This is a genomic window from Shewanella sp. BJSY2023SW005 (assembly GCF_047314585.1).
Taxonomy (GTDB): Bacteria; Pseudomonadota; Gammaproteobacteria; order Enterobacterales; family Shewanellaceae; genus Shewanella; species Shewanella algae.
On record NZ_JBKORJ010000055.1, the window covers coordinates 13586 to 36139 of the forward strand.

Here is a 22554-nt window from a genome sequence, read left to right on the forward strand (position 1 = left end):
GAGCGGCATTCAAGAGAGAAGTTGCGATGAGTAATAAAACCATACATCTGGGGGCTATCGAGATAGCCAATGACAAGCCCTTTGTGCTGTTCGGTGGCATGAATGTACTCGAGTCGCGGGACTTGGCGATGACCATTGCCGAAACCTATGCGGAAGTCACTCAGAAGCTGGGGATCCCTTATGTGTTCAAGGCCTCCTTCGACAAGGCCAACCGCTCATCCGTCAACTCCTATCGTGGCCCCGGCATGGATGAAGGTTTGAAAATCTTCCAGGAAATAAAGGATACCTTCAAGCTGCCATTGATTACCGATGTGCATGAGCCTTACCAGTGTGCGCCTGTGGCCGAAGTCGTGGACATCATCCAGTTGCCGGCCTTCCTGGCGCGTCAGACAGATCTGGTGGTGGCCATGGCCAAGACAGGGGCTATCATCAATGTGAAAAAGCCTCAGTTCCTGGCGCCCCATGAGATGCGGCATATCATCAAGAAATTCAACGAAGCGGGTAATGATGAGATCATTCTCTGTGAGCGTGGCAGCTGCTTTGGTTATAACAACCTGGTGGTGGATATGCTGGGCATGGATGAGATGAAGCAATCAGGCTACCCGGTGATCTTCGATGCCACCCATGCGCTGCAGCGTCCTGGCGGCCGTGAAGATTCTGCCGGTGGTCGTCGTGCCCAGGCAACCGAACTGGCCCGCAGCGGTATGGCGCTGGGACTGGCCGGGCTGTTTATTGAAGCGCACCCGGACCCGGATAATGCCAAGTGTGATGGCCCTTGTGCCTTGCCACTGCAGCAACTGAAAGGATATCTGAGCCAGATGAAGGCCGTTGATGATCTGGTGAAGTCTTTCCCGGCGCTGGATACCAGTCGCTGAGCCAAGCGCTTGGTTAACCTTGCATAAGCTGTTGCAAGCTGCGCCTTTGGTGGAATAGCGAATCACCTGGCTAGCGTGTTAGTCTCAAACGCCCGCGATTGCGGGCGTTTTTCGTTTCAGTCATGGCTTGCGGTTCATCGGGCAAGCAAGCCTGGTGCTGGGCTTGCCATTTCCTCACCGCGCCGCCTGGGTACTCTTGTTGGTTATTTTGCTGCAGACCTTGTTGCTGCTCGCCTGGCTTCTTATCAAAGATAAAGAGACCCTTAAAAACTCTGGCAAAGGCCCAGGTTGACCCTGGCCATCAGTATCAGCAGTTGTCTGGGTTCAATAGGTTGGTTCAGTGCCATGTCGCTCACGGCCGTGCCTTATGTGAAAACGCTCGTGCAGGTGGAAGTCTTCTTTATGATGCTGATCTCCAGCCTTTGGCTCAAGCAGCGGGTCAAGGTCAAGGATATGGGCGGCCTGGTACTGATTGCCCTGGCCGCGGTATTGGTGCTTTGGGGATGATTTACTCTGCTGCCACAGGATCCAGCCCTGAGTGGCGTATGCTGCTGAGTACATAAGGTTTATCCGAGGCCAGGTAGTCAATAAGACGTTTGGCTGCTTCAGGTTGCAGGCTGCTTTGGGTGATACCACTCGAGAAGGTGGTTACCTTCTGGAATTTGTCCGGGATCGGCCCGACAAATTCGGCGCCTGCGATAGGCAGTATTTCACTTATCTGCTGAAAACCTATCTGTAATTCTCCTCTGGCGACCACGGTGGCGACCCTTTCACTCAAAACCCTTTTGCTCTTGGGTTCTATCATTTGCCACAGCCCCATCTCTGGCCAGAGTTTGCTGGCCAGATAAGTGCCACTGGCGCTGGCCGAGTAACCTATCGAATCGGCTTGTTGCAGCACCTTGATAAAAGCTTCCTCTGTGCTGATGTCCGGCTTGGCTGTGCCCGCTTTAACGCACATGCCTATGCGGGAACGCACCAGATCCCTGTGGCTGTCACTGAGCACATAGCCCTTTTCTGTCAGCTTGTTGAGTGAGCTTTGGGACAGGATCAACACATCGAACGCTTCGTTGCGTTTGAGCCGCTCCGGAATGGAGTCATGGGCACCACCGGATGACGAGCCATATGAGATGATCAAATCCAGCCCGGTATCCTGTTCTATTTGCTTCTCCATCGCGGTCAGGGTGCCGGCAAAACCGCCGGAAGTGATCACTTTCAATGTCTCTGCCCAACTGCCGAAGCTCAGGGTACAGCCCAGGGCCAACAGCAGTAACTTGCTCTTGAACTTATGCTTCATATCTGTGTGTCCTTAGTGTGTTGGGGAGTGAGCCGGCCCGGGAGCGAGCCGGCTCAGAGTGCCGAGGGCACTCTTTGCAGGGAGCCTATTTGGCCAACGCGTTGTCGGCAGCATTCTTACCCGCGATACGACCGAAGATAACCGTATCGGCCACCGCATTACCGCCCAGACGGTTGTAGCCATGTACCCCACCCGTCACCTCTCCGGCGGCATACAGGCCTTTGATGGGCCAGCTTTGCAGGTTCAGTACCTCGGCTTTCTCATCTATGGCGACCCCACCCATGGTGTGATGAATGCCTGGAGCAACTTTCACCGCATAGAAGGGAGCCTGAGTCAGATCAAGCGGCATATTTTCACGGTTGAATTCGCTGTCTTTGCCGACTTTGAAAGAGTGGTTGTAACTACTCACCGTTTGCTCCAGTGCCTTGGGTTGCATGCCGGTGAGTTTGGCCAACTCGGCTACATTATCAGCCTTTTTCAACATCTTAAGGTGATCATAGCCGCGTACCATTTTGGCTTTTTTGTACAGTTGGTTGTCGAACACCAACCAGGCAAACTGTTCGGGTTGCTTGAGAATGGCATCCGATGCCCGGTCGCGGGTGGTCAACTCGTTGATAAAACGTTTGCCATCCTTGTTGACCATGATAGCCCCGACACCGCGCACGGTTTCAGAGATTAAGATGCGGCTGTCTTTGCCTATGGTTGGGTGTGCCTGGATCCAGTCGATATCTGTCATGCTGGCGCCTATGGACTTGGCCATTTCGATGCCATCGCCGGTTGCGGTAATATTGTTGGAACTGGTCATGCCTTTAAAGGTTGGGCGATAGTAGGCGATCATCTCTTTGTTCATGCCATAGCCACCGGTTGCCAGCACCACGGATTTGGCGCCCAACATGTAATAGCCAGAGTGTTTACCGTGGATCACTACCCCGAGTATCTGCTGCTCGTCATTCACTACCAGTTTCACTGCCCGTGAATTGAGGCGGGTTTCCACCTGATTTTTGTCTGCGGCCTTACGTAGTACATCTATGATATGTGGCCCGACGCTGAGCCCGCCTGATGGTCTGTGTGTCCTGTCCACCCGGGCGCCTCCGGAGCGTTTGAGATCATCCATATTGGCGCCGAGGGATTCAAGCCATTTGATACCGTCGGCTGACTGCTGCGCCAGAATTTGCACCAACTTGGGATCGTTGGCGTAGCGACCGCCTTTCATCGTATCTTCCACATACCAGGCCACCTGGTCGTCCACCTTGTGGGCGGCTTGTTGTTTGGTACCCACGGCGTTATAGCCACCGGCCGCCAGCATGGAGTTGCCGCCGGAGAAGGGGGCTTTTTCCAGCAATACCACCTTGGCTCCGGCCTGTTTGGCGCTGATGGCAGCGTTATAGCCGGCACTGCCGGCACCTATTACCACCACATCTGTGCTTTGTTTTGGTCCCGCGGCGATAGCCTGCTGAATTTTTTGCTGATCCCATTCTTTGTCCCAGGCCGGTTTGGCTTTGACATCGGCAAAGGGCATGGGTTTATGTTCAAAAGAGTGGCATTCATTGCAGTAAAATTTGGGTGCTTCGTGCCCCTTGTGGCAACTGGTACAGGCGATATCACCCAGGTGAGAGCCGTGGGGATCTATCTCCAGGGCTGGGTTCTTCAGGTCGCTGTAGTCTCCGTGACAGCTGCGGCACTGTTGATTTTCATGGGCCTCGCTGTCGTCAATCTTGTTAGGCGAAACATGGCAGGTTTTGCAGCCTTGCTGGCTGTCGCTGTGAAATTTGCCCAGATCCTGAGGTGCCGCCTGCACTCCGGCTGCACCGAAAAGGCAACAGACCAGCAGACCGCTGAGATAAGTGAGTTTCATATTGCTCCCTAAAATATTTGTTATTGGATTCGTTATTAGCATGAGCAAATAAAATGTAAAAAAAGGTGAGGCGGCTCAAGTTTGATGTCGAGTTATTAATTGTTGAAATAGGTTTCAAGTTTTCTTAATTCATGGTTTTGAATTCGCTTAATTCATTTTCAATAAAATTGAAAATGATGTCTCTGTTATGAGTGTGTGATCCAGTCAATGCTCAAATGGGTATAAAAGTTTTTACTATATTTCGGCGCTTACTCATATCTCAACTCATAAATATAAAGAGACAAAATGATGAACCTAAGAAAAACGATTATTGCTGGAATTACCTGCTCGCTGTTGCCGCTGGTCAGCCAGGCTGCACCCGACTTTTATGGCCGGGCTTGGCTTGGACTGAGTCACTCGGACAGCGGTTTGCTGTCAGATAGAAAGGAAAACGGTGCTTATCTGGAAAACTATGCCTCCTTTATCGGTGTCAAGGGTAAAGAAAAACTCAACGACAATATCAATATTGTTTATGTGATGGAGTTTGGTAATAACGGCGGCTACTTTGATACTTCTTCGCTGTTTAAATCCCGTAATACTTATCTGGGTGTCGAAAGCCAATTAGGTACACTGGTATTTGGTCGTAATGATACTGTGTTTAAAAAGACGGAAGGTAAGGTGGATTTATTCAATATCACTTCCAGTGATATGGCAAAAATTATCGCCGGGAATGACCGCCTGGGAGATTCAGCTACTTATTACTCACCCAAATGGTATGGAGTGCAGCTGGGCGTGAGCTATCAATTTGCCGATAACTTGCCGGAGCAAAATGGCTCAAACGGCAATTATGCACTGAGCCTGACAGCGGGTGATGCCAAATTGAAACAACATGCCTGGTATCTGGCGCTGGCCTATGCCGATAGTCTCAATGCCTTGGATGCGGTGCGAGCCGTTGCCGGTGCTCGCTTGGCCGGTGCCAAGTTGGGGTTTATGTATCAGCATTCCGAGTCGCAGAAATATCAAAATCTCAGTGGCAACAGTTTGCTTGCCAGCATGGAGATCCCTTGGCAGCAATACAGTTTCAAGGCGCAATATCTGTATGACAACTCAGGCAATGGCAAGGTGGTATCCAGCCTGGCTGATAAAGCCAGTGTGACAGATGCCTCCAGTTGGCAGGCGTCTTTGGGGTTGGACTATCGAGCTTCCAAAAGCACCACGTTCAGCTTGATAACCACCTATCTGGATGGCGATTTTACCGACGCAGGAGGCTATACGGAGTATGACGACAAGCTGATGACTCTGGCGATGAAACACATGTTCTGAGTCACAGTATTTGTAGCTGGTTTCCGAGCCTTATCGCAGGCTCGGCTGGATCAACTTTTCCCGGTAACGGGATTGCTAAAATACGCCAACCCAAACCGCGGCGATTTCCCTGATGAAGATAACTCTCAAACAACTGCTGGTATTCAAGTGCATACATGCCGAAGGGCAGATCTCCCGTGCTGCCAGGAAGCTGCATATGTCGGTTCCGGCCGTCAGTATGGCGCTGAAAGAGTTGGAGTCAGCGCTGGGGTGCCGCCTGTTTGAGCGCAGTGCGACAGGTTTGCTGCTCAACCCGCAGGGGGAGTTGTTGCTGCCATACGCCAACGGGATGTTGGCGTCAGAGCAGCAGGTACAGCAGTTATTTCACGCCAGTGCCAGTGGCGTGTGTGGCACACTGACGGTCGGCGCCAGTAAAACTGCGGGAAACTATGTGTTATCGCGGCGCTTGCCTGTGTTCCATCAATGTTTCCCGGCCACAGGAATTCGCTTGATGATCAAAGATTCAAGCCACATAGAGAGGATGGTCTCCGAACGGGAACTGGACCTGGCCTTTGTTGACGCCAAGCCGTCGCTGGCCAATCTCTGCTGTGAGCCTTGGCTCAGAGACAGGATCTGCATCGTTTGCGGCGCCGATAACCCCCTGGCTAAAGAGGTTGTCGATACCGAACGCCTGTCGCGTGAAGTCTGGTATCTGGATGAAAGCGCGACGGTTGCCCGCGTCAGGGCTATGCAGTTACTGCACAGCGTTGGCATTGTGCCATCGCAAACCATCACCATGGGAACTCTGGGGGCCATCAAGCGCGCCACGGCCACTGGCTATGGGGTCAGTATCTTGCCCTTTATGGCGATAGATGCCGAATTGGATCGTGGCGATCTGGTGGAGTTGGAACTGCCCGGCTGGGACTTTGAACGTAACTATTGGGTGATCCGCCGGGCCGAGGAAGTGCTTGCCCCGTTACCGGCCAATTTTCTGGAATTTATGTTGGATCAACGCGAGTTCGATGAGCAACGGCCGGCATGATCCAAACCGATTTTCAGCTGTTTGGCATTCTTTGCCTGATCTTGGGAGGCATATTCTACACCAGCGGTCTCAATAGCCCTTTCTGGCGTCGCTGTTATCGGTTATTGCCCGTGATGGTGGCCTGTTATTTCGTGCCATCACTGCTCAACACCATGGGGCTGATTGCGGTAAAAGACTCTCAGTTACCCAAGTTTGCCGTCGATTACCTTATGCCCATGTGTCTGGTGTTGATGCTGCTGGGGCTGGATATCGGCAGTATTTGGCGCTGTGGCGGTAAGCTGCTGCTACTGTTTTTTATCGGCAGTCTGGGGGTCTTTGTCGGGGGGCCGCTGGCGCTGTGGTTGGTGGGATACATACAGCCTGAGCTCTTGCTGCCGCAGGGGGAGGATAGCCTCTGGCGCGGCATGGCGACCCTGGCAGGTAATTGGGTCGGTGGCACCGCCAATCAGATGGCGATGAAAGAACTGTTCGGTGCCGGTGACAGTATCTTTGCGGTTTTTGTTACTGTGAATGTGGTGCTTTCAGGGATCTGGATGGCAATACTGTTGGCGCTGGCGCCCCACGAGACCAAAATCAATCGCTGGCTTCGAAGCCGCGAGCCGCAGGCGACTGTGCTGGATACGCCCTTGCCGGAACGGCGCCTGGCACAGAGCCATCATTGGTTATTGATCTTTTGCCTGCCGCTGATGCTGGGCGGCTTGGCACACTGGGGCGCCGATTGGACGGCGGAGCTGATTGTCCGCCACTGGCCTATGGCCAGAGCCTATCACCTGCATACTCCCTTTATCTGGCTGGTGGTCTGGTTAACGACGGCCAGCGTGCTCCTGTCGCTGACACCGGCGCGGCGGCTGGCGGTCTATGGTGCCGACAGAGTCGGTAATGCCTGTCTATATCTGATGTTGGCTATCATGGGGCTGAAGATGGATATCGGTATGCTCTGGTCTTTGCCCTGGTTTTTCGTTATCGGGGCTATCTGGTTGCTGGTGCATGTCTTCTTGTTGCTGCTGGCGGCGAGAGTGTTGAGACTTCCATTCGGTTATCTCGCCATTGCCAGTCAGTGTAATCTTGGCGGGGCGGCTTCGGCGCCTGTGGTCACCAGCGCCTATCGCCAGGCATTGGTGCCTCTTGCGGTTCTGATCGCGGTATTTGGCTACGCCTGGGCCAACTTTATTGCCTGGGCCTGCGGCCAGTGGTTAAAGCAGATTTGATTCAAGCGCCTTTATTTGGGCCACCAGTTCGCTGTTGATTGGCAGTGTGAGCCCATATTGCTCGGCGCGCTGCTGCAGGTAACCGTTGATATAGTCAATTTCCGTCTTGCGGCCGTGCTTGAGGTCCTGATACATGGAGGAGTAGTTGGCGGCGGTTAGCCGTATCACTTCCTTGACTCTGGTGTGCAGCGTATCGAACGTCAGCGCTATGCTTTCCTGCTTGGCTACCTGTAACAGCTCATCGAGAATGGCGCAGATTGTTCCCTCAAACTCGGGGGCGGCCAGGGCGCCGTTGTTGACTCTGTGAATGGCGGTCAGCGGATTGATAACGGCATTGACCGCCAGCTTTTGCCACAGGGCTTCGAGAATGGTATCACTCCACTGACTGCCGGGAATGGCATTGAGCAGAACGGTTTTCATCGCCTCTGGCATGGGGGCGCCGATTAAGTCACCTATCTGGGTCAGGCCGCTGCCGGTTTGGCGAATATGATTGCTGCTGAGTTTCAGCGCTCCCTGGCTGGTGGTGCCCAGGCTCAGCGGCCGGCCATTCAGCTTGGCAGCCAGGCTTTGATGGGGGCCAAGCCCATTGTGCAGCAGCAGGATGCGGCAATCCGGGTGAAGTTTTGGCAGCAAAGGCTCCAGCGCCGCTTCAACCTGATAGGCTTTGACCGTGACCAGCAAGAGCTCGAGCTGCTTGAGCTTGCTCGAGTCCTGCGCCAGACACAGAAAGGATGTTTGCAGACTCTGGTCGCCAAGCTCCAGGGTATAGACTTGCTTTTCGCCCTGCTCAGCCAATGACGGGGTGTTGGCTCTTGGTAATAACCAAGGTTCAAGCCCGGCTGTGGCCAGTTGCTGTGCCAGCAGTTGTCCTATTGCCCCAATGCCGAGGATCCCCGTCTGCATCCGGGTTACTCCCTCAACATGGCGGCGCGAAAATATCTGCGATAGCCCCAGAGTGAGAAGTAGAAGAGTACGACTCCGGCCATATCGGCGACAAAGTCGGCCACATCTGCGCTGCGGTAGGGCAGACGGGATTGCACCATCTCTATCAGAATGCCGTAGCCGGCCAGGGTAGCAAACATCAAGTACCAGCGGGGGCGGAACGCCAGGTAGGTCAGCCAGGCGAGGGCAAAGAAACTACCTATATGACCCACTTTATCCAGATTAGGGATGCTCTGTGGATAGTTAGGCTTGGAAAAAACCAGGTAGCTGATCACCGCCAGGGCAATCAACAAAGCCATTTTAAACAGCAACTGTCGGTTAATCACAAATCACGCAGGGTTGGAAAGCTTGGCGAACATCATAGTCAAAATAAAGCCTGGCTGTCATCAGCAGACGTGGATTTATTCAGCTCTGCTTCAACTTAGGGTAGACTGGCGCTATTGGTTTGACTGATAAGTAAAAGGCGACGAAATGCCCTCATTCGATATAGTGTCAGAAGTAGATGCCGTTGAACTGCGTAACGCAGTGGATAACAGCAAACGTGAATTGGATACCCGCTTCGATTTCCGCGGGGTGGAATTTGCGGTGGAGTATAAAGACTTTGTAGTGACCCTGTCGGCAGAGTCTGACTTTCAGTGTAATCAGATGGTGGATATTTTAAGAACCCAACTGAGCCGTCGTAATGTGGATCCCAAGGCGATGGAAGTGGATGAGAAGGCGATTCACAGCGGCAAGATGTTTTCTTTGAAGGTCAAGTTCAAACAAGGCATAGAGGCCGATGTGGCCAAGAAGCTGGTAAAACAGATCAAAGACAGCAAGATTAAGGTGCAGGCGCAAATCCAGGGCGACTCGGTACGGGTCACAGGCAAGAAGCGTGACGACTTGCAGGCCGTAATGGCGCTGGCCCGCAATGCCGAGCTGGGCCAGCCGTTCCAGTTCAATAACTTCCGCGACTAGTCGTTAATCTGCGACTTGAGCGTATCTTGAGCAGTATCGGCCCGCTTCGGCGGGCTGTTTTTTTGCACCAGCCAAATCAGCAGCAGCACGGGCAAGCCTATGATGCTGGCGCTGACAAAGAAATTCACATAGCCAAAGGCGTTGACCCAGGCGCCGGAGAAGCCGGCAATAAACTTGGGAAACAGTAACATCACCGAAGACAGCAGCGCATACTGAGTGGCACTGTAGCCACTGCTGGTGAGGCTGGAAAGGTAGGCGATAAAGGCCGCTGTGGCGATACCGCCGCTGAAGTTGTCCACCGAAATCGCCAGGGTCAACAGCGGCACGTTGTAGCCCACCATGGCCTGCAGGGCGAACAACAGATTGGTGGTGGCTACCAGGAAGGCGCCGACATAGAGGATTTTTATGGTGCCGAAGCGTGCCAACAACACCCCGCCGAATGCCGAGCCCACCAGGGTCATGATCAGACCATAGACCTTGCTCAGGGTGGCAACCTCTTCCTTGCTGAAGCCCATATCCACATAGAAAACATTGGCCATGATCCCCATGACGATATCCGAGATCCGGTAGCAGGATATCAGCATAAGGATCAGAATCGCGCTCTTGCCGTAGCGGCGAAAGAAATCGATAAAGGGCAGGGCCACGGCACTGTAAAGCCAGGAGATAAAGGCGGCCATCCTATCTGTGCCGGCCTGGGTCAGCTGCTTGGCTTCCTGCTCTTGAATTGCCCTGTCTTTACTTTTGACGCCGAAGATCAGCAACCAGAGCAGCAGAATGAGTCCCATAGATGCCAGAGTGACTGCATCTGTATTCAAGGCCTGACTTGGAAAGTAGGATTGCAGTACCTGGGTGAAAGGCTCAGCCAGGCTAAAACAGAAATAAAGCCCCAGCAGCAGGAGCAGTAACTTGCCATGGCGCAGGATAAACAGGTTGGTTGGTGCGGCCCAGACCGAGAGTCTGGGTGCCAGGTTGGCCCTGAGCCTGTCTCTGAGGCTCGCTTCCTCTTCCCCTATAGAGCTGATATCCACCGCCGGCTCTTTGGCAAAAAGTGTCGCCAGTATGCCTATGCCCATGAGGCCTGCCATTACCAGATAGGCGGTTTGCCAGCTCTGGAGATCATAGCTTTCCGGCTCGGGAGAAACCCAGGCGGCGATAGTCAATGAGCCTGCCGTGGCTATGATCATCGCGCTGCGATAGCCCACCTGATAGGCGGCGGCCAGTGCCGCCTGCATTTTTTCCGGCGCCGACTCGATACGAAAGGCATCGACCACTATGTCCTGGGTGGCGGAGGAAAAGGCCACCATCAGCGCAAAGAGTGCCAGATGGGTGAGATCTTCCATAGGGTCACTGCCGGACATTCCCAAAATGGCGGCTATCAGTAATAGCTGGGAGAACAGCATCCAGCCGCGGCGGCGGCCAAAGAGTTGGCTGAACAAAGGCAGGGGCATGCGATCGACCAGGGGGGACCAGGCCCACTTAAAGGCATAGATCAAGGCCACCCAGCTGAAATAGCCGATGGCGGCCCTGTCTACCCCGGCTTCCCTGAGCCAGAAAGACAGGGTGGAAAATACCAGCATCAGCGGCAGGCCGGCGGAAAAACCGAGCAGCAATAAGATGAGTACCCGCTTGTGGAAATAGATACTCAGGGCGTCTCGGGTGCTGGCAAAAAAAGATTGAGGCATGGCACGGCTTGGTGAGAGTCAAAGGCCTTAGAGTAAAAGCCCGCGCCTGCGACTTCAAGGCGTGCTTGGGTGTTTGCCCAATAAAAAATCCCCGGCAAAGCCGGGGATTGGTCGCCCGTGTCATTAAAGTGTCACCCGGGCGGGGTAGATTAACGTCTGTCTCAGGGCCTGACGCCGATACAGCCTTCGGGTATGGGGCCACCACCGAACAGGTATTCACAGCAGTCGTCCAGTTGCTGGCGCAAAAACTGGTTACCGCGCAATACCCAATCGGGCCATTTATCGAAGGCGTACAACAAGTGCCAAAATACGCGTTCGACATCCGTTTGCGCTTCCCCCTGCAAGTTCAGCTGATGCCATTCTTCCAGGGTATCCCACAGATACAATCTGACTTCATTAAATTCCAGCTTGTCGCTCAAGAATGCTTTGCCGTAATGAGCCAGTTGGGGCGCTTTCACATCGATGAACTCTTCCGGGGTCATCAGATCGCCTCCTTATGTTTGCCAGGTTCAGTATAGACAGCTTTTTGATACTGAACCGGGCCTGGGGTTAATTTCTGGGCAGAAGTGTGGCTTTCTTCAACAAAACCTGGGTCACCGGCACATCAGGCCAACCCAAGGTGCTGTTGGTGCCTGTCTCTACCAGCGCCATATTCTGCAGAACTTCAAGCCCCTGGCTGACTTCACCGAATACGGCATAGCCCCAGCGCCTGGAGGATGGGTCGAGCTTTTTGTTGTCGGCAACATTGAAGTAAAACTGGCGGGTGGCCGAATGGGGGTCATTCTCTCTGGCCATGGCTATAGTGCCTAGGCTGTTGGATAGGCCGTTGCCCGACTCATTGACTATCGGCTTGTCTGAAGGCAGTTCTTCATACTTGGGGCTGAGGCCGCCGCCCTGAACCACGAAATCGGCAATAATGCGATGAAACAATGTGTTGTTGTAGTCACCGCGCACCACATAGGTGAGAAAGTTGTCCACAGTGATGGGCGCCCGGGTGCGATCCAGCTCAACAACGATTTTGCCCATGCTGGTATCAAATTCCACTTGGGGGTAGAGATTGTCTTTTTGTATATCCAATGCCAGCGTCAGCTGACTGGTCAGCATCAATACGGCTGCGAGTATCCATCGGCTCATGACCAGATTCCTTATCATAGTGTTGCAGACGGGCCTGCCAGTGAGTCACAGACCGGTCCAATAAATTACTGCTGCAAAAAGCTGTGCAGCTCGGGGTCGTTGAGTATTTCGCCGCTCAACTGGGTGATCAGCTTATTCATGTCCAGTTCCAGTGAGGCGAAGTCGGCACTGAAAGGCCCCTTGAGCAGCCCCTTGGCCTTATAACGCTTGGTCAGGGTATGGCTGCTGTTTTTCGCCAGCAGATTGATGCTGACATTGGTTTTGGCTTCAAAGCCGAAGCTGGATTCATCCACATCTGTGAGCAATTCAATCAGCTGCAACTGTACCTCTTTCCCACTGGCGGGATCGATTCGGTATCCGGCCTTGGCAAAACCTTGACGGAACAGTTGATCCAATTGGGCCCTGGGTGGTTCGGCCGGGCTGACCAGACGTGCGGCTTTGCCATCTTCATTGAATCGCACAATAAAGTTGGCGGTGCGGGTATCCAGGGTTTGCAGCGCCAGAGCAGGCTCCAGCGAGGTCTGTGGCGTGACCGCAGGCAGTTCAGGGCTCAGGGCAATAAAGTTGGGGGTATGACTGGCGCAGCCAAAGAGCAGCGCCGACCCCAGCATCAAGGTAGCAAGCCGTTTCATAAAAATCCGAAGCTGTAAAAAAAGGTGGCATCAGGATAACCAGATTTGAGTCTGGCTTCCAGCATCTGACAATGGCAGATAACCGACTCTGGTTCAGTCAGGGTTCAGACAGCGAAGCGCAATATCCGCGCGTAAAACACTTATAAATCATGGGGGAATCGTATGAAGTACGTTATATTGGCAGTTGCACTGGTGATGCCGACCTTGATAGTACTGGCCGCCGGCGCCGCAGAAGGCAAACATGTTATCGGGGGCAGTATAGGCCTTGGAGTGCAGAATGATGATGACATCAGCCGCTTCAATCCCGATGCCGGTAACGCCGAAGACAACGACAGCTCAGACAGCTGGGGCACAGAGCTTTATTATCGCTATCATTTCACGCCAAACTGGGGTGTTGAAGCGGGTTACCTTTGGTCCGACGCCGGTATAGTCCATGCCTTTACCTCCGGCATTACCGAGTTGCAGATGGATAGCTTCGAGGCGGCGAGAGTGTCCCTTTATGGCCGCTGGGGCTTTACCGAGCGCAACAGCTTCTATGCCAAGCTGGGTGCTGCCAGGGTTAAACTCGAATATCAATATACCAAAGACGGCGCCGGCTTCAATGACACTGAAAATGGCCTGCATGCGGCAGCCGGTTGGGAATATCGTTTCCGCAACAATCTGGGTATCAATACTGAATACGTGTATCTGAAGACGGATAACTTCGACTATCAAGGGGTATTCGTCGGCCTCAGTTACCGTTTCTGAATGACACAGTAAACCGGATAAAACCCCGTATAGCGGGGTTTTTTCATTTTTGTAACATTCAAGACTTCAATCTCCGACGGCGACAGGGTAGAGTCAAGTTATTGCTCTAAAAACACCTGTTGGGAATATGTTGGAATTGAAATCCGGGCCTTTGCCGACGACTCAATCCGGGGTTGCAACCCAGGCGGCTCCTGACTCTTTGATAGATGTGCACGGCCGGCCTCTGTTTGGTCATTTCGACGGGCCGCCGAAAAGCCTGGGATTGGCAGACTTTCAGCTGTTCAATGAGATGGACCGCAGGGTTTCACGCCTGAAACAGCGTTGCAGTTATAAGCAGTTTGAGTTTATTGGCCTTAACAGTCCCAGATGGATGCTGGGCGTTGCCCTGGCGGATATCGCCTATCTTGGCAGTGGTTTCTGTTATCTGTTTGATGTGCAGAGTCGTCGCATGTACCAGCAGAACCTTCTGCGGCCACCCGCTGGTTTTAACCTGAGCCGTTCGCCATGGCAGGGGGAGAGCCGTATGGGAGGCATTCACTTTCGGCGTGAGCAGGGACAATGGCAACTGAGTCTGGATCTTAAACTACAGGGAATGCAACTTGAGGGGGAGCTGACCTTGGTTCCCGAACCGCTCAGCTTGCCGATGGCGCTTTGCAGTCCAACCGGTTACAGCGGTTGGACCTATACCCAGAAACACAATGCCCTCAAGGTCTCCGGCCAGTTGTCCTTCAATCATGAACCCCAGCCGTTGCTGCAGGCCAGAGCCGGTTATGACTTTTCCGCAGGCTTTATGCGCCGGGAAACCAGTTGGCGCTGGGCCTCTATCAATGCCGATATTGAGGGTAAGGGGTTGGGGCTAAATCTGGCGGCCGGAGTCAACGAGACCGGCTCTTGTGAAAACGTGCTCTGGGTCGATGGTGCCAGGCATTTGCTGTCGCCGGTGCATTTTGAGTTTGACCGCAGGGCAGCATCCGGCGGCCAATGGCGAGTTTGGTCTGAGCGCGGCGACCTGGAGTTGGCATTTTCGCCCTTGGGGTGCCGCAGCGAAAGGCTCAACCTGGGGTTGCTTAAAAGCAATTTTCGCCAGTATACCGGGCTGTTTTCCGGTTGGGTCAAAGACTCCCGGGGCAAGCGCCATGAGCTGGTGCAGCAGAGCGGCCTGACAGAAGATCACTTTGCCAAGTGGTGAGCTGGAATAAAAGGAATAAAAATGGATTTCAATTTACTTATTTCCCACCCTGAATGGCTGCTGCTGGTATTGGCGCCGCTGTTCTTCATCTGCATGGCATTGGAATGGTTTTTCGGTGACCGCCTCAGACGTTTGCCTGAGAATGCCCGCTATCGACCGGCGGAGGTTTTCTGTAACTTTGTGCTGGCAGGCATGCACCAGGGCGCCGATATTCTCACAGGGTTACTGCTGGCCAAACTGTATTTGTGGTTATTCGGCTGGCGTTTGTTCGACATTGAGATGAATGGCTGGACCTTTCTACTGCTGATGCTGGGGCAGGACTTTTGCTATTACTGGTTCCACCGGGCCAGCCACAGATGCCGCTGGATGTGGGCCGCCCATGTAGTGCACCACAGCTCGGAAAACATGAATTTTTCCACCGCCTTTCGTCAGAGCCTGATGTACCCATTGGCGGGCATGTGGCTGTTTTGGCTGCCCTTGGTGATCATAGGTTTCGACCCCAACTGGGTGGTATTTGTGGTGCTGCTTAATCTGGGCCTGCAATTTTTTGTCCATACCCAGGCCATCAAACGTCTTGGGCCCTTGGAGTGGATATTCAACACGCCGTCCCACCACAGGGTGCACCATGGCCGCAATCCTCAGTACATAGATAAGAACTACGCCGGGGTGTTGATCATTTGGGATAGATTATTCGGCAGCTTTGAGCCGGAGCGGGAAACCGTGCGCTATGGTATTACCAAGCCGGTGAACAGCTTTAATCCTGTGACAGTCACCTTTGCCGAATGGCGCGATATGTTGGCGGAAGTGAGCCGCCCCGGGCTTAGTTTCAGGCAGCGTTGGCGTTTGCTGTTTGCGCCGCCGGCCAGTCAGGAGTTGCCCAGCTCCGGCCTCGGAGGATATGCTGATGGCCCTGACAGTTCCAAGGAAGCTAAGGAGTACTGATGAAGCTTTTTGTGTTTGACCATTGTCCCTATTGCGTCAAGGCTATGATGCTGGTGGGGCTTAAGGCGTTGCCGGTGGAGCGGGTCTATCTGCAAAACCATGATGTGGAGTCCAGAATAGCTATGGTCGGCGCTAATATGGTGCCCATTTTACAAAAAGCCGATGGCAGCTTCATGGCCGAGAGCCTGGATATCGTCAGCTATCTGGATAATCTGGATGGTAAGCCAGTCATTACCCTTGCCAGCCAGGCCGATGCGGTCAGCCAATGGCAGGAGGCATCCGGTTATTTCAGCAGTCGCTTGCTCTATCCCCGCAGTGTGTTGCTCGGTCTGCCCGAATTTGGCAGCCAAGAGGCGATTGCCTGGTTTACCCAAAACAAGAGCGCCATGATAGAGATGTCTTTCGAGCAAGCGCTTGCGCAAACGGCCGATTATCTTGAGGGGCTGGCTAAGTGTTGGCCGCAGCTCGACTGGCTGCAATTGCCGTCGGAGCGGGGCAATAAGTTGACTATTGATGATATCAACCTGTTCCCCGGCCTGAGAAATCTGACCATGGTCAAGGGGCTGGTATTCCCGGCCAGAGTGCGTGCCTATATCGAAGAGGTGGCGGCGCTGACTCAAATCGACTTGTACGACGACAAAGCCGTCTGAGCGGCTTTATCTGAGCCAGATAACTACACGCAAGAAAGACAGGCCAGTGCTGGACCTGTCTTTTTCATTCGTTTTCACTTTAGGGCAAGTGCTACTTTTAAGCCGGCTTTTTCAACTCAGCTTTTTCAAACCTCTCTTTGTTCAGCGCTCTCTTTGTTGATGCACTGCACGTTGTCTGTGCTCCTGAGCGCGGCTGGGCTGGCGTCGCTCCGCCTGATGGCGCCGTGGCTGAGCTCGCTGCTGATGCTGCACCTTCGATTGACTCTGAGGCTGATAGCGTCTCTGTGGCTGATGTTGTTTATCTGCCTGTTGCCGGCGCTTTTCAGCTTGTCTATAAGTAGTGTTAGTGTGCTGGTTTGAGGCCTGTTGCAACTGTCTGTCTCTGGCCTGATGTTTAACCCGCATCGTTTTGTCGGCGGCGTTGGCACTGCTATTGGCACTCCTATATGACGGCTGCTGTGACAGTTGGCGAACTTTTTGTGGCTCGCCCTTATGCATCTTTTCCCTCTTGTCACCGGCGCGCCATTCACGGCTATTGTGTTCCCTGCGCTGCTTTAGCTCATGCTGCAACTGCTTTTGTTGCTTGTTTCTGTCCTGATGCAGCCTCTGGCTGTGGTTGAAGCTGCGGGCCTGGGATTCATAACGCTTGTGCGGCTTGTTGTATACCGCCTTATTGTAGCGTTGTTGCAGCGCCGGATGACGATAATGGGCGCCCCGTCTGTGGTGCGGGTTATGGCTCCAGCGCTGGGCTCCCTGGCTATAGGCCAGTCTTGGCCGGTAGTGATTATAGTGTTTGTGGCGATAATCGACCCAGATCACTCTGTCATGCCAATGAAAGGCGCTGAAGAAGAAGTTAAATGAAATGCTGACCCCGGCACTGCGCCAGTAAAACGGACTGGAGTGGTAGCGCACATATCCGGGGAAAGGGTCCCAATAGATAGGCGGATAGCTGCTCCAGTGCCAGTGACCATAGACACGGCGACTGTCGTAGTAAGGGACATAGATCACCTCGGTGCGGGTCGGTGCTATCACTATCTGACGTTCGTCGCGTCTGGCGTTGAGGTTACCCAGATCATTTAATGAATCGGCATCCCAAGCGGCTTGCCTCAGGGTTTGAATCCCATCCATCACCCGACCTTCATCGGCGATAAAGGCTTCGCCCAAACGGGCGGTCCAGTCCAGATCTGTGCTCATCTTGTTCAACACTTCCGGAAAGGCGATAAGCGCCATCACACTGGGATCCCAATCCTGGTTCTCGGCTTCGGCCATCAGGCGTTCATTGCTCCAATGGCTGCGCTGTTTGCGCCAGCGCTGGGCCTGCACCAGTTCCAGTGGATAGGTTGAGGCGATCAGCATATGGGTCAACAAGGTGTCCGGATAGAGAGCGATAGGGGAGAGCAGCTGCATCAGCTCGGGCTCCCGGATATCACTGCCGGATTCGGCGGCCTGCAGCGCCGTAGTTGGCAGGCCAAACAGACACAGAATAAGTACACTGTGCTGCAGCCAGATTTTCAGCTTGTTCATGGTTGCCTCCTTTAGGCCGGTATGGTTACCAGCCTGGCAAGTGAGCTAACTGAGGCCTTGCGATGCAATTCCCCATCAGTGGTTTCAGAATAAGTGGCCTTTGATGAACATAAGCTGAAGGCTTTTGGATGGCTAAATGATCTCCAAGCCGCTGCCTGGGGGAAGTGGGTAGTGGAACTCAGTCTTTTGAAATGACAGTAGTACGCCTATTTCCAGACACAGGCGGAACTGTGGCCGTTGAAAACAGGGACGTTTTCGTCGAGGCTACATGGACGTATTCACGCCGTGTCACAGGATCGCCTGTGCGAAAGGCAGTTCTCGGACGTCCTGTCCTTCACTGCATTCAGGCTTCCTGCCTATCCGCACCGCAGGTGATTGGCCACAACTTAGCTAGCCGCTAGGATCAAGTTCATTGGTGAGTTTTGGCTTGAAGCAATGCTAGCCACTGTGCCAGTGGCCTAACGTCGTGGAACAAATGCATTCATGCACAACGGCCAGCTCACCATCCCTGGTTCGCCCTCGAAAGCATGTTGCTGCGCAACTCTCGCCATGTCACAGGGGAGCCTGTGCGAAAGGGCAGTTCTCGGACATCCTGTTCTTCACTGCATTCGGGCTTCGTGCCCATCCCTGCGGCAGGCTGAAACATCCATTGCCGGAAACTTGGGCTGTGCTTGTTGGCACATCAAGGGGGGCATTATCGCCATTTGGCAAGATTAGCCTTGTTTGAAATCGGTAAGGATGGGGAATGAATGTACTATTTCCCAATCTCAACTTCTGGGTAAAAACAGAGTGAAGCGGGCGCCGCCCAGAGGAGATTGATCTATTTGCCACTGGCCTTGGTAGCTCTGCAGCAGATCTTTGACTATCGCCAGTCCTATGCCATGGCCTTGTTGGTAGTTATCGGCTCTGACACCGCGCTCGAACAGCTGGGTTTTCTGCTGCTCTGTAATGCCCGGGCCATCGTCTTCGATGCAGAGGTTCAGCCCTTTTTCGCTAACCCAGGTTTTGAGGGCGACCTTGCTGTTTGCTGCCTTGCAGGCGTTATCCAATAGATTGCCGAGGAGTTCGGCCAGGTCGGCTTCATCACCGTAAAACAGGGCATTTGTTGTCAGGTCAGCCTCAAACTCCAGTACCTTGTCCGCATAAATCTTGCCAAGGGTTCGCAGCAGTTTGTCGGCCACGATTTTGCTGTTCACCCCTTGGTGCCAAGCGCCGCTGCCGGCACTTTGGGCTCGCTTCAACTGGTGCCCTATGCTGGCGTTAATTTGGCTGATGGGCTCTTGGGCATCGCTCGGCAAAGACTTGAGGCTTTGCAGTACCGCCAGCGGCGTTTTCAGGCTATGGGCCAGATCCGACAGGGCGTTGCGATAACGTTGGCGTTGGCGCTGCTCGTTGCTTATCAGGGCATTGAGCTGGGTCGCGACCTGTTGCAGCTCCTTGGGATAGTCGCTGCCGAGATGTTGCCGTTTGCCTTGCTCAACCGCTTCGAGCTCGGCGCGAAAGCGCGCCAGTGGTTTGAGTGTCCACCAGAGCCAGCCACCTTGTACCAGTAACAGGAACAGCATCAATAGTCCCAGGTATTGCCAGAGCTGGCGGCTGAAGGCGCCTTGGGTTTGCTCAAAGCCGGTCTGATCTTTGATGATGTGTACGGTAAAGGGAATATCCCGGCCGTTATCCGATGCCGAGGCAAAGCTGGCGCTGAAGCTGTAACTGAAGTGAGGCTTGCCCAGGAGAAGCATTTCGCCAAAGCGGCCTTCTCCGAGTGGTGGGCTTGGAAGCTTGCCCGGAGGCGGCATACCGATAAAGGAAGGCGAATGCCATACCAGTTTGCCTTGGCTGCTGACCAGGGCGTAGAGCCCGGATTGATCTATGTTGAACTGTTTGTCCTGTAATTGATCCGGCAGAACCAGTTCGCCCTGTTCCACTTCTGCCAATGCCAATACTCCATAAAGGGCGGCGCTGAGTTCATCTTTTACCGCGTGGGTCAATTGGGCACGAAAGGCATCGCTCAGGGTCACGCCGATAAGCGGCAAGAGTACCAGATTCAACAGCAGGGCGCTGATCACCAGCCGGCCCTTGAGTGAACCGGGCAAAAGCCTTGCTGGCAAGGGTTTCATCAGGGGTTATCTCTGACAGGAAGCGCGTTGAGGCGATACCCCTGACCACGCAGGGTTTCAATAAGCCCAAGCGTGCCCTCGGGATCCAGCTTTTTGCGCAAACGGCGAATAAATACCTCAATCACATTGGAGTCCAGATCAAAGTCCTGATCATAGATGTGCTCGATAAGCAGACTCTTGGAAGTGACTTCGCCCTGATGCAGCATCAGATACTCGAGCAATTTGTATTCGGAGGCGCTTAGGCTGACGCTGTGTTTGCCGAGTCGTACTTCACCGCTGCTGGTATTCAGGGTGACAGGGCCACTTTGCAGCAAGGGGCTGGCCTTACCGGCGCTGCGGCGGATTAAAGCCTTGATCCTGGCGGTGAGCTCCATGGGGTGGAAGGGTTTGGTGAGGTAGTCATCACCGCCGGCATCCAGGCCTTCCACCTTGTCTTGCCAGCCATCTCTGGCGGTGAGGAGCAGCACAGGGTAATCCAGTCCCTTGGCACGCATCTGTTCAATCAGTGCTATGCCGCTGAGTTTGGGCAGGCCGATATCGATAATGGCGGCATCATAGGGATATTCCGCCGCCAGAAACAGGCCTTCTTCGCCGTCTGACGCCGTATCCAGATTGAAACCTGTCTCTTGCAGATGTTGTTTTAAGTTGGCCTGTAAGGCGGCATTATCTTCTACCAATAACAGTCGCATAAGCTGTTTCCTGTCAGTTTGCCTGCAGGCGGCCGCTGCGGGCATCCACAGAGACATAGACAATTCGGCCGCTGTCCTGCAGCAGTTTGACCCGATAACCCGGGTTGCCGTTGACCTTCACAGACTGCACCCTGAGTACCTTACCGCCATAAGCCTGCTTCACCAGTCTGGCGGCTTCATCGCCGCTGCGGACTTTCAGCTTGGCCTCCTGGCCCTGAGTCGTTCGTTCCGGCTTGGCAAAGGGGCCGGCATGCAGGGGCTGAGCGAAAGCCAGCGACAGCAATAGCATGCTTGCCGCGATAATTCCGCTTGAGTGATAAGCTTGATGCTTGATTTTACTGCCCCTTTTCATGGTTTTGCCCTTTTGGAAACACTTGGCCCAGTGTAAAAGATCCCCGCGGTGGATGAAATAGCCAGCCGGGTCTTCACTCTCTATCTGTCTTACCCCCGGTTTTCGCTCTGGCCCGGTCAGTTGTACTCCTTCCAAGATGAACATCGGCTGACAGAAACCGTTCATCTCATGTTCACCCAGGCTGACTTTTAATAATGCTAAGGAAGGTGCGAATAAGTCCTCGTGGCACTCTGGCTTGCACAGCAATTGGCGTTCAAGGCATCTGACTGAAGGCATGCCGGGGCCTGTCGAAGTCGGATAACGCAGAGAGCCGGTTGCTGTGAAAGCCCCGAAGGGCGTGGCTTACAGACCTGCCTGCTATGTTGTGCTTCTTGCAAAGGACTAGGGCCATTTGCTGCGAACCACGCCTTGCATCCAGGCCTGTAAGCCGACGCAGAGCACACATGGGACTTGTTCGCACCTTCCCTAAGTCAAATAACCCGGATAAGCGCAAGAAGCGCCCTGTGGAGAAGCACTATGAAATTATTATCTTACACTGTATTTAGCCTGTTGCTGTTTTTGGCTCTGTTTTGGGGGGCGCCTGCAGCCTATGCCAAGGAGCCTGTCGGCGGACAAGCCTCAATCGGCCAAAAAGCGCAGCAACCAAGCGATGAACAGGATAGCTCAGGCGCCGAGCTACGGGCGGCACAACACAGGCAGTTGCTCAAGCAACTGCAGCTGGAGTGGCAATCTACCGGAGCTCAAGTTTCCGGTGAGCGCATGACCCGCGAGCAGATGATTGCCAAGAAACAGAAACTGCCCGAGAGCCAAGCCGCGCCGCAGCGGATGGTTTCCATGGCGGCCCACAGCTATTATCATGAGTTCAGCTTTTATGAGGCGGCCAGCTACCTTTATGACGATTATGACTCTGATGGCTTTTATCGCAGCTTTGCGGTGCGCTTCGATGCCGATGTTTACGGCAATGATCCGGCCGAGTCTGTGCCGGTTTATGCCGAGCTTTATCTAAGCCGCAACGGCGGTGACTGGGAGCATTACTACAGCACTGAGGTGTTCTACATTCAGGGAGACAGTACCCAGGATGACTTTGAAGTGCTCACCACGTTGGAGAGCGGCTATCCCAGCGATCACTATGATGTGCTGATCGATCTCTATGAACCCGGCTACAGTGACATAGTGGCGACCATAAGTTCTTATGAAAGCAATAGCCTATATGCCTTGCCGCTGGAAAGTCGCGAATGGGACAGAGATGATGGCGCGACCGTGATAGTCGATGCCGGCGGCAGCCTGTCAGTGGTGGCGCTCGTAAGTCTGGTACTGCTTGGCGGCTTGCGTTACAGACGCGGCCGAGTTGCCCCCTGAAATCACAAAATTTAACTACACAGGCCGGGGTCTCCCCCGGCCTGCTTCTTTCCGGGTTCCCAACGGGGGCCGGAATGGGTCAA

General features: G+C 53.8%; 22 protein-coding genes and 1 pseudogene. 11 read left to right on the plus strand and 12 right to left on the minus strand.

Features of this window, described 5'->3' with window-relative positions:
* Positions 1-26 precede the first annotated feature (26 nt).
* Both kdsA and ACMHXI_RS17630 read left to right on the plus strand, forming a co-directional pair.
* Positions 27-875, plus strand: a complete 849-nt coding sequence (kdsA, locus tag ACMHXI_RS17625; protein WP_345860776.1) for a 3-deoxy-8-phosphooctulonate synthase — start codon at positions 27-29, stop codon at positions 873-875.
* 133 nt (positions 876-1008) lie between these two features.
* Positions 1009-1382 (plus strand): annotated as a pseudogene (locus ACMHXI_RS17630) (EamA family transporter); the annotation flags it as partial.
* A 1-nt stretch (position 1383) separates the two neighbouring features.
* On the opposite strand, the gene ACMHXI_RS17635 reads toward ACMHXI_RS17630, so the two are convergent.
* On the minus strand, positions 1384-2169 hold the full coding sequence (locus ACMHXI_RS17635) for a substrate-binding domain-containing protein (protein ID WP_045283501.1): 786 nt from the start codon (positions 2167-2169) through the stop codon (positions 1384-1386).
* Positions 2170-2254: 85 nt separating this feature from the next.
* Positions 2255-4024 carry a flavocytochrome c gene (locus ACMHXI_RS17640; RefSeq protein WP_144380435.1) on the minus strand — a complete coding sequence of 590 codons (1770 nt, stop codon included), beginning with the start codon at positions 4022-4024 and terminating at the stop codon, positions 2255-2257.
* Between the two features lie 285 nt (positions 4025-4309).
* Here ACMHXI_RS17640 and ACMHXI_RS17645 point away from each other — a divergent pair, with 285 nt between their 5' ends.
* From ACMHXI_RS17645 to ACMHXI_RS17655, 3 genes are all read left to right on the plus strand, one after another.
* Positions 4310-5326, plus strand: a complete 1017-nt coding sequence (locus ACMHXI_RS17645; RefSeq protein ID WP_240539408.1) for a porin — start codon at positions 4310-4312, stop codon at positions 5324-5326.
* Between the two features lie 112 nt (positions 5327-5438).
* The gene (locus ACMHXI_RS17650) at positions 5439-6347 is read left to right on the plus strand and encodes a LysR family transcriptional regulator (RefSeq protein WP_107005946.1); all 909 of its coding nucleotides are present in this window, start codon (positions 5439-5441) and stop codon (positions 6345-6347) included.
* Complete coding sequence (locus ACMHXI_RS17655; protein ID WP_413735639.1) at positions 6344-7555, plus strand: DUF819 domain-containing protein; 1212 nt, start codon at positions 6344-6346, stop codon at positions 7553-7555. Before ACMHXI_RS17650 ends, ACMHXI_RS17655 begins: the two co-directional genes overlap by 4 nt.
* On the opposite strand, the gene ACMHXI_RS17660 is transcribed toward ACMHXI_RS17655, so the two are convergent.
* A complete protein-coding gene (locus ACMHXI_RS17660) occupies positions 7541-8458 on the minus strand; it encodes a ketopantoate reductase family protein (protein ID WP_413735641.1) in 918 nt (305 codons plus the stop codon). The genes ACMHXI_RS17655 and ACMHXI_RS17660 overlap by 15 nt on opposite strands.
* Positions 8459-8463: 5 nt before the next feature.
* Complete coding sequence (locus tag ACMHXI_RS17665) at positions 8464-8796, minus strand: VanZ family protein (RefSeq protein ID WP_210736175.1); 333 nt, start codon at positions 8794-8796, stop codon at positions 8464-8466.
* Positions 8797-8968: 172 nt separating this feature from the next.
* Here ACMHXI_RS17665 and ACMHXI_RS17670 point away from each other — a divergent pair, with 172 nt between their 5' ends.
* Entirely contained in the window at positions 8969-9454 is a 486-nt protein-coding gene (locus tag ACMHXI_RS17670; protein ID WP_028779730.1) for a YajQ family cyclic di-GMP-binding protein, read from the plus strand.
* Here the strand turns inward: ACMHXI_RS17670 and ACMHXI_RS17675 are convergent.
* The 4 genes from ACMHXI_RS17675 to ACMHXI_RS17690 all read right to left on the minus strand — a co-directional run bounded on the left by ACMHXI_RS17675 (position 9451) and on the right by ACMHXI_RS17690 (position 12902).
* Positions 9451-11136: an MFS transporter gene (locus ACMHXI_RS17675; RefSeq protein ID WP_413735643.1), complete on the minus strand. Its 1686-nt coding sequence runs from the start codon at positions 11134-11136 to the stop codon at positions 9451-9453. The genes ACMHXI_RS17670 and ACMHXI_RS17675 overlap by 4 nt on opposite strands.
* A 161-nt stretch (positions 11137-11297) precedes the next feature.
* Positions 11298-11618 (minus strand): hypothetical protein, encoded by a 321-nt coding sequence (locus tag ACMHXI_RS17680; protein WP_025011704.1) that lies wholly within the window; start codon positions 11616-11618, stop codon positions 11298-11300.
* A gap of 67 nt (positions 11619-11685) precedes the next feature.
* Positions 11686-12270, minus strand: a complete 585-nt coding sequence (locus ACMHXI_RS17685) for a peptidylprolyl isomerase (protein WP_123116771.1) — start codon at positions 12268-12270, stop codon at positions 11686-11688.
* Positions 12271-12335: 65 nt separating this feature from the next.
* Positions 12336-12902 (minus strand): YajG family lipoprotein, encoded by a 567-nt coding sequence (locus ACMHXI_RS17690; protein ID WP_025889928.1) that lies wholly within the window; start codon positions 12900-12902, stop codon positions 12336-12338.
* A 162-nt stretch (positions 12903-13064) separates the two neighbouring features.
* Between ACMHXI_RS17690 and ACMHXI_RS17695 the strand changes: the two genes are divergently transcribed.
* From ACMHXI_RS17695 to grxB, 4 genes are all read left to right on the plus strand, one after another.
* Complete coding sequence (locus ACMHXI_RS17695) at positions 13065-13649, plus strand: porin family protein (RefSeq protein WP_413735646.1); 585 nt, start codon at positions 13065-13067, stop codon at positions 13647-13649.
* A gap of 127 nt (positions 13650-13776) precedes the next feature.
* Entirely contained in the window at positions 13777-14838 is a 1062-nt protein-coding gene (locus ACMHXI_RS17700) for a DUF2804 domain-containing protein (RefSeq protein ID WP_345849289.1), read from the plus strand.
* 21 nt (positions 14839-14859) lie between these two features.
* Positions 14860-15780 (plus strand): sterol desaturase family protein, encoded by a 921-nt coding sequence (locus ACMHXI_RS17705; protein ID WP_052248094.1) that lies wholly within the window; start codon positions 14860-14862, stop codon positions 15778-15780.
* Positions 15780-16430 (plus strand): glutaredoxin 2, encoded by a 651-nt coding sequence (gene grxB, locus ACMHXI_RS17710; protein ID WP_413735648.1) that lies wholly within the window; start codon positions 15780-15782, stop codon positions 16428-16430. Before ACMHXI_RS17705 ends, grxB begins: the two co-directional genes overlap by 1 nt.
* A gap of 141 nt (positions 16431-16571) precedes the next feature.
* On the opposite strand, the gene ACMHXI_RS17715 is transcribed toward grxB, so the two are convergent.
* From ACMHXI_RS17715 to ACMHXI_RS17730, 4 genes are all read right to left on the minus strand, one after another.
* On the minus strand, positions 16572-17954 hold the full coding sequence (locus ACMHXI_RS17715; RefSeq protein ID WP_413735650.1) for a DUF3300 domain-containing protein: 1383 nt from the start codon (positions 17952-17954) through the stop codon (positions 16572-16574).
* A 767-nt stretch (positions 17955-18721) separates the two neighbouring features.
* Positions 18722-20071 carry an ATP-binding protein gene (locus ACMHXI_RS17720; RefSeq protein WP_413735652.1) on the minus strand — a complete coding sequence of 450 codons (1350 nt, stop codon included), beginning with the start codon at positions 20069-20071 and terminating at the stop codon, positions 18722-18724.
* On the minus strand, positions 20071-20760 hold the full coding sequence (locus ACMHXI_RS17725) for a response regulator transcription factor (RefSeq protein WP_413735654.1): 690 nt from the start codon (positions 20758-20760) through the stop codon (positions 20071-20073). The genes ACMHXI_RS17720 and ACMHXI_RS17725 overlap by 1 nt, the downstream gene beginning before the upstream one ends.
* A gap of 13 nt (positions 20761-20773) precedes the next feature.
* Positions 20774-21112, minus strand: coding sequence for a PepSY domain-containing protein (locus ACMHXI_RS17730; RefSeq protein ID WP_025011880.1), 339 nt, complete (start codon positions 21110-21112; stop codon positions 20774-20776).
* Between the two features lie 516 nt (positions 21113-21628).
* Here ACMHXI_RS17730 and ACMHXI_RS17735 point away from each other — a divergent pair.
* Positions 21629-22471 (plus strand): choice-of-anchor H family protein, encoded by an 843-nt coding sequence (locus ACMHXI_RS17735; RefSeq protein WP_219159870.1) that lies wholly within the window; start codon positions 21629-21631, stop codon positions 22469-22471.
* The last annotated feature ends 83 nt before the right edge of the window (positions 22472-22554 follow it).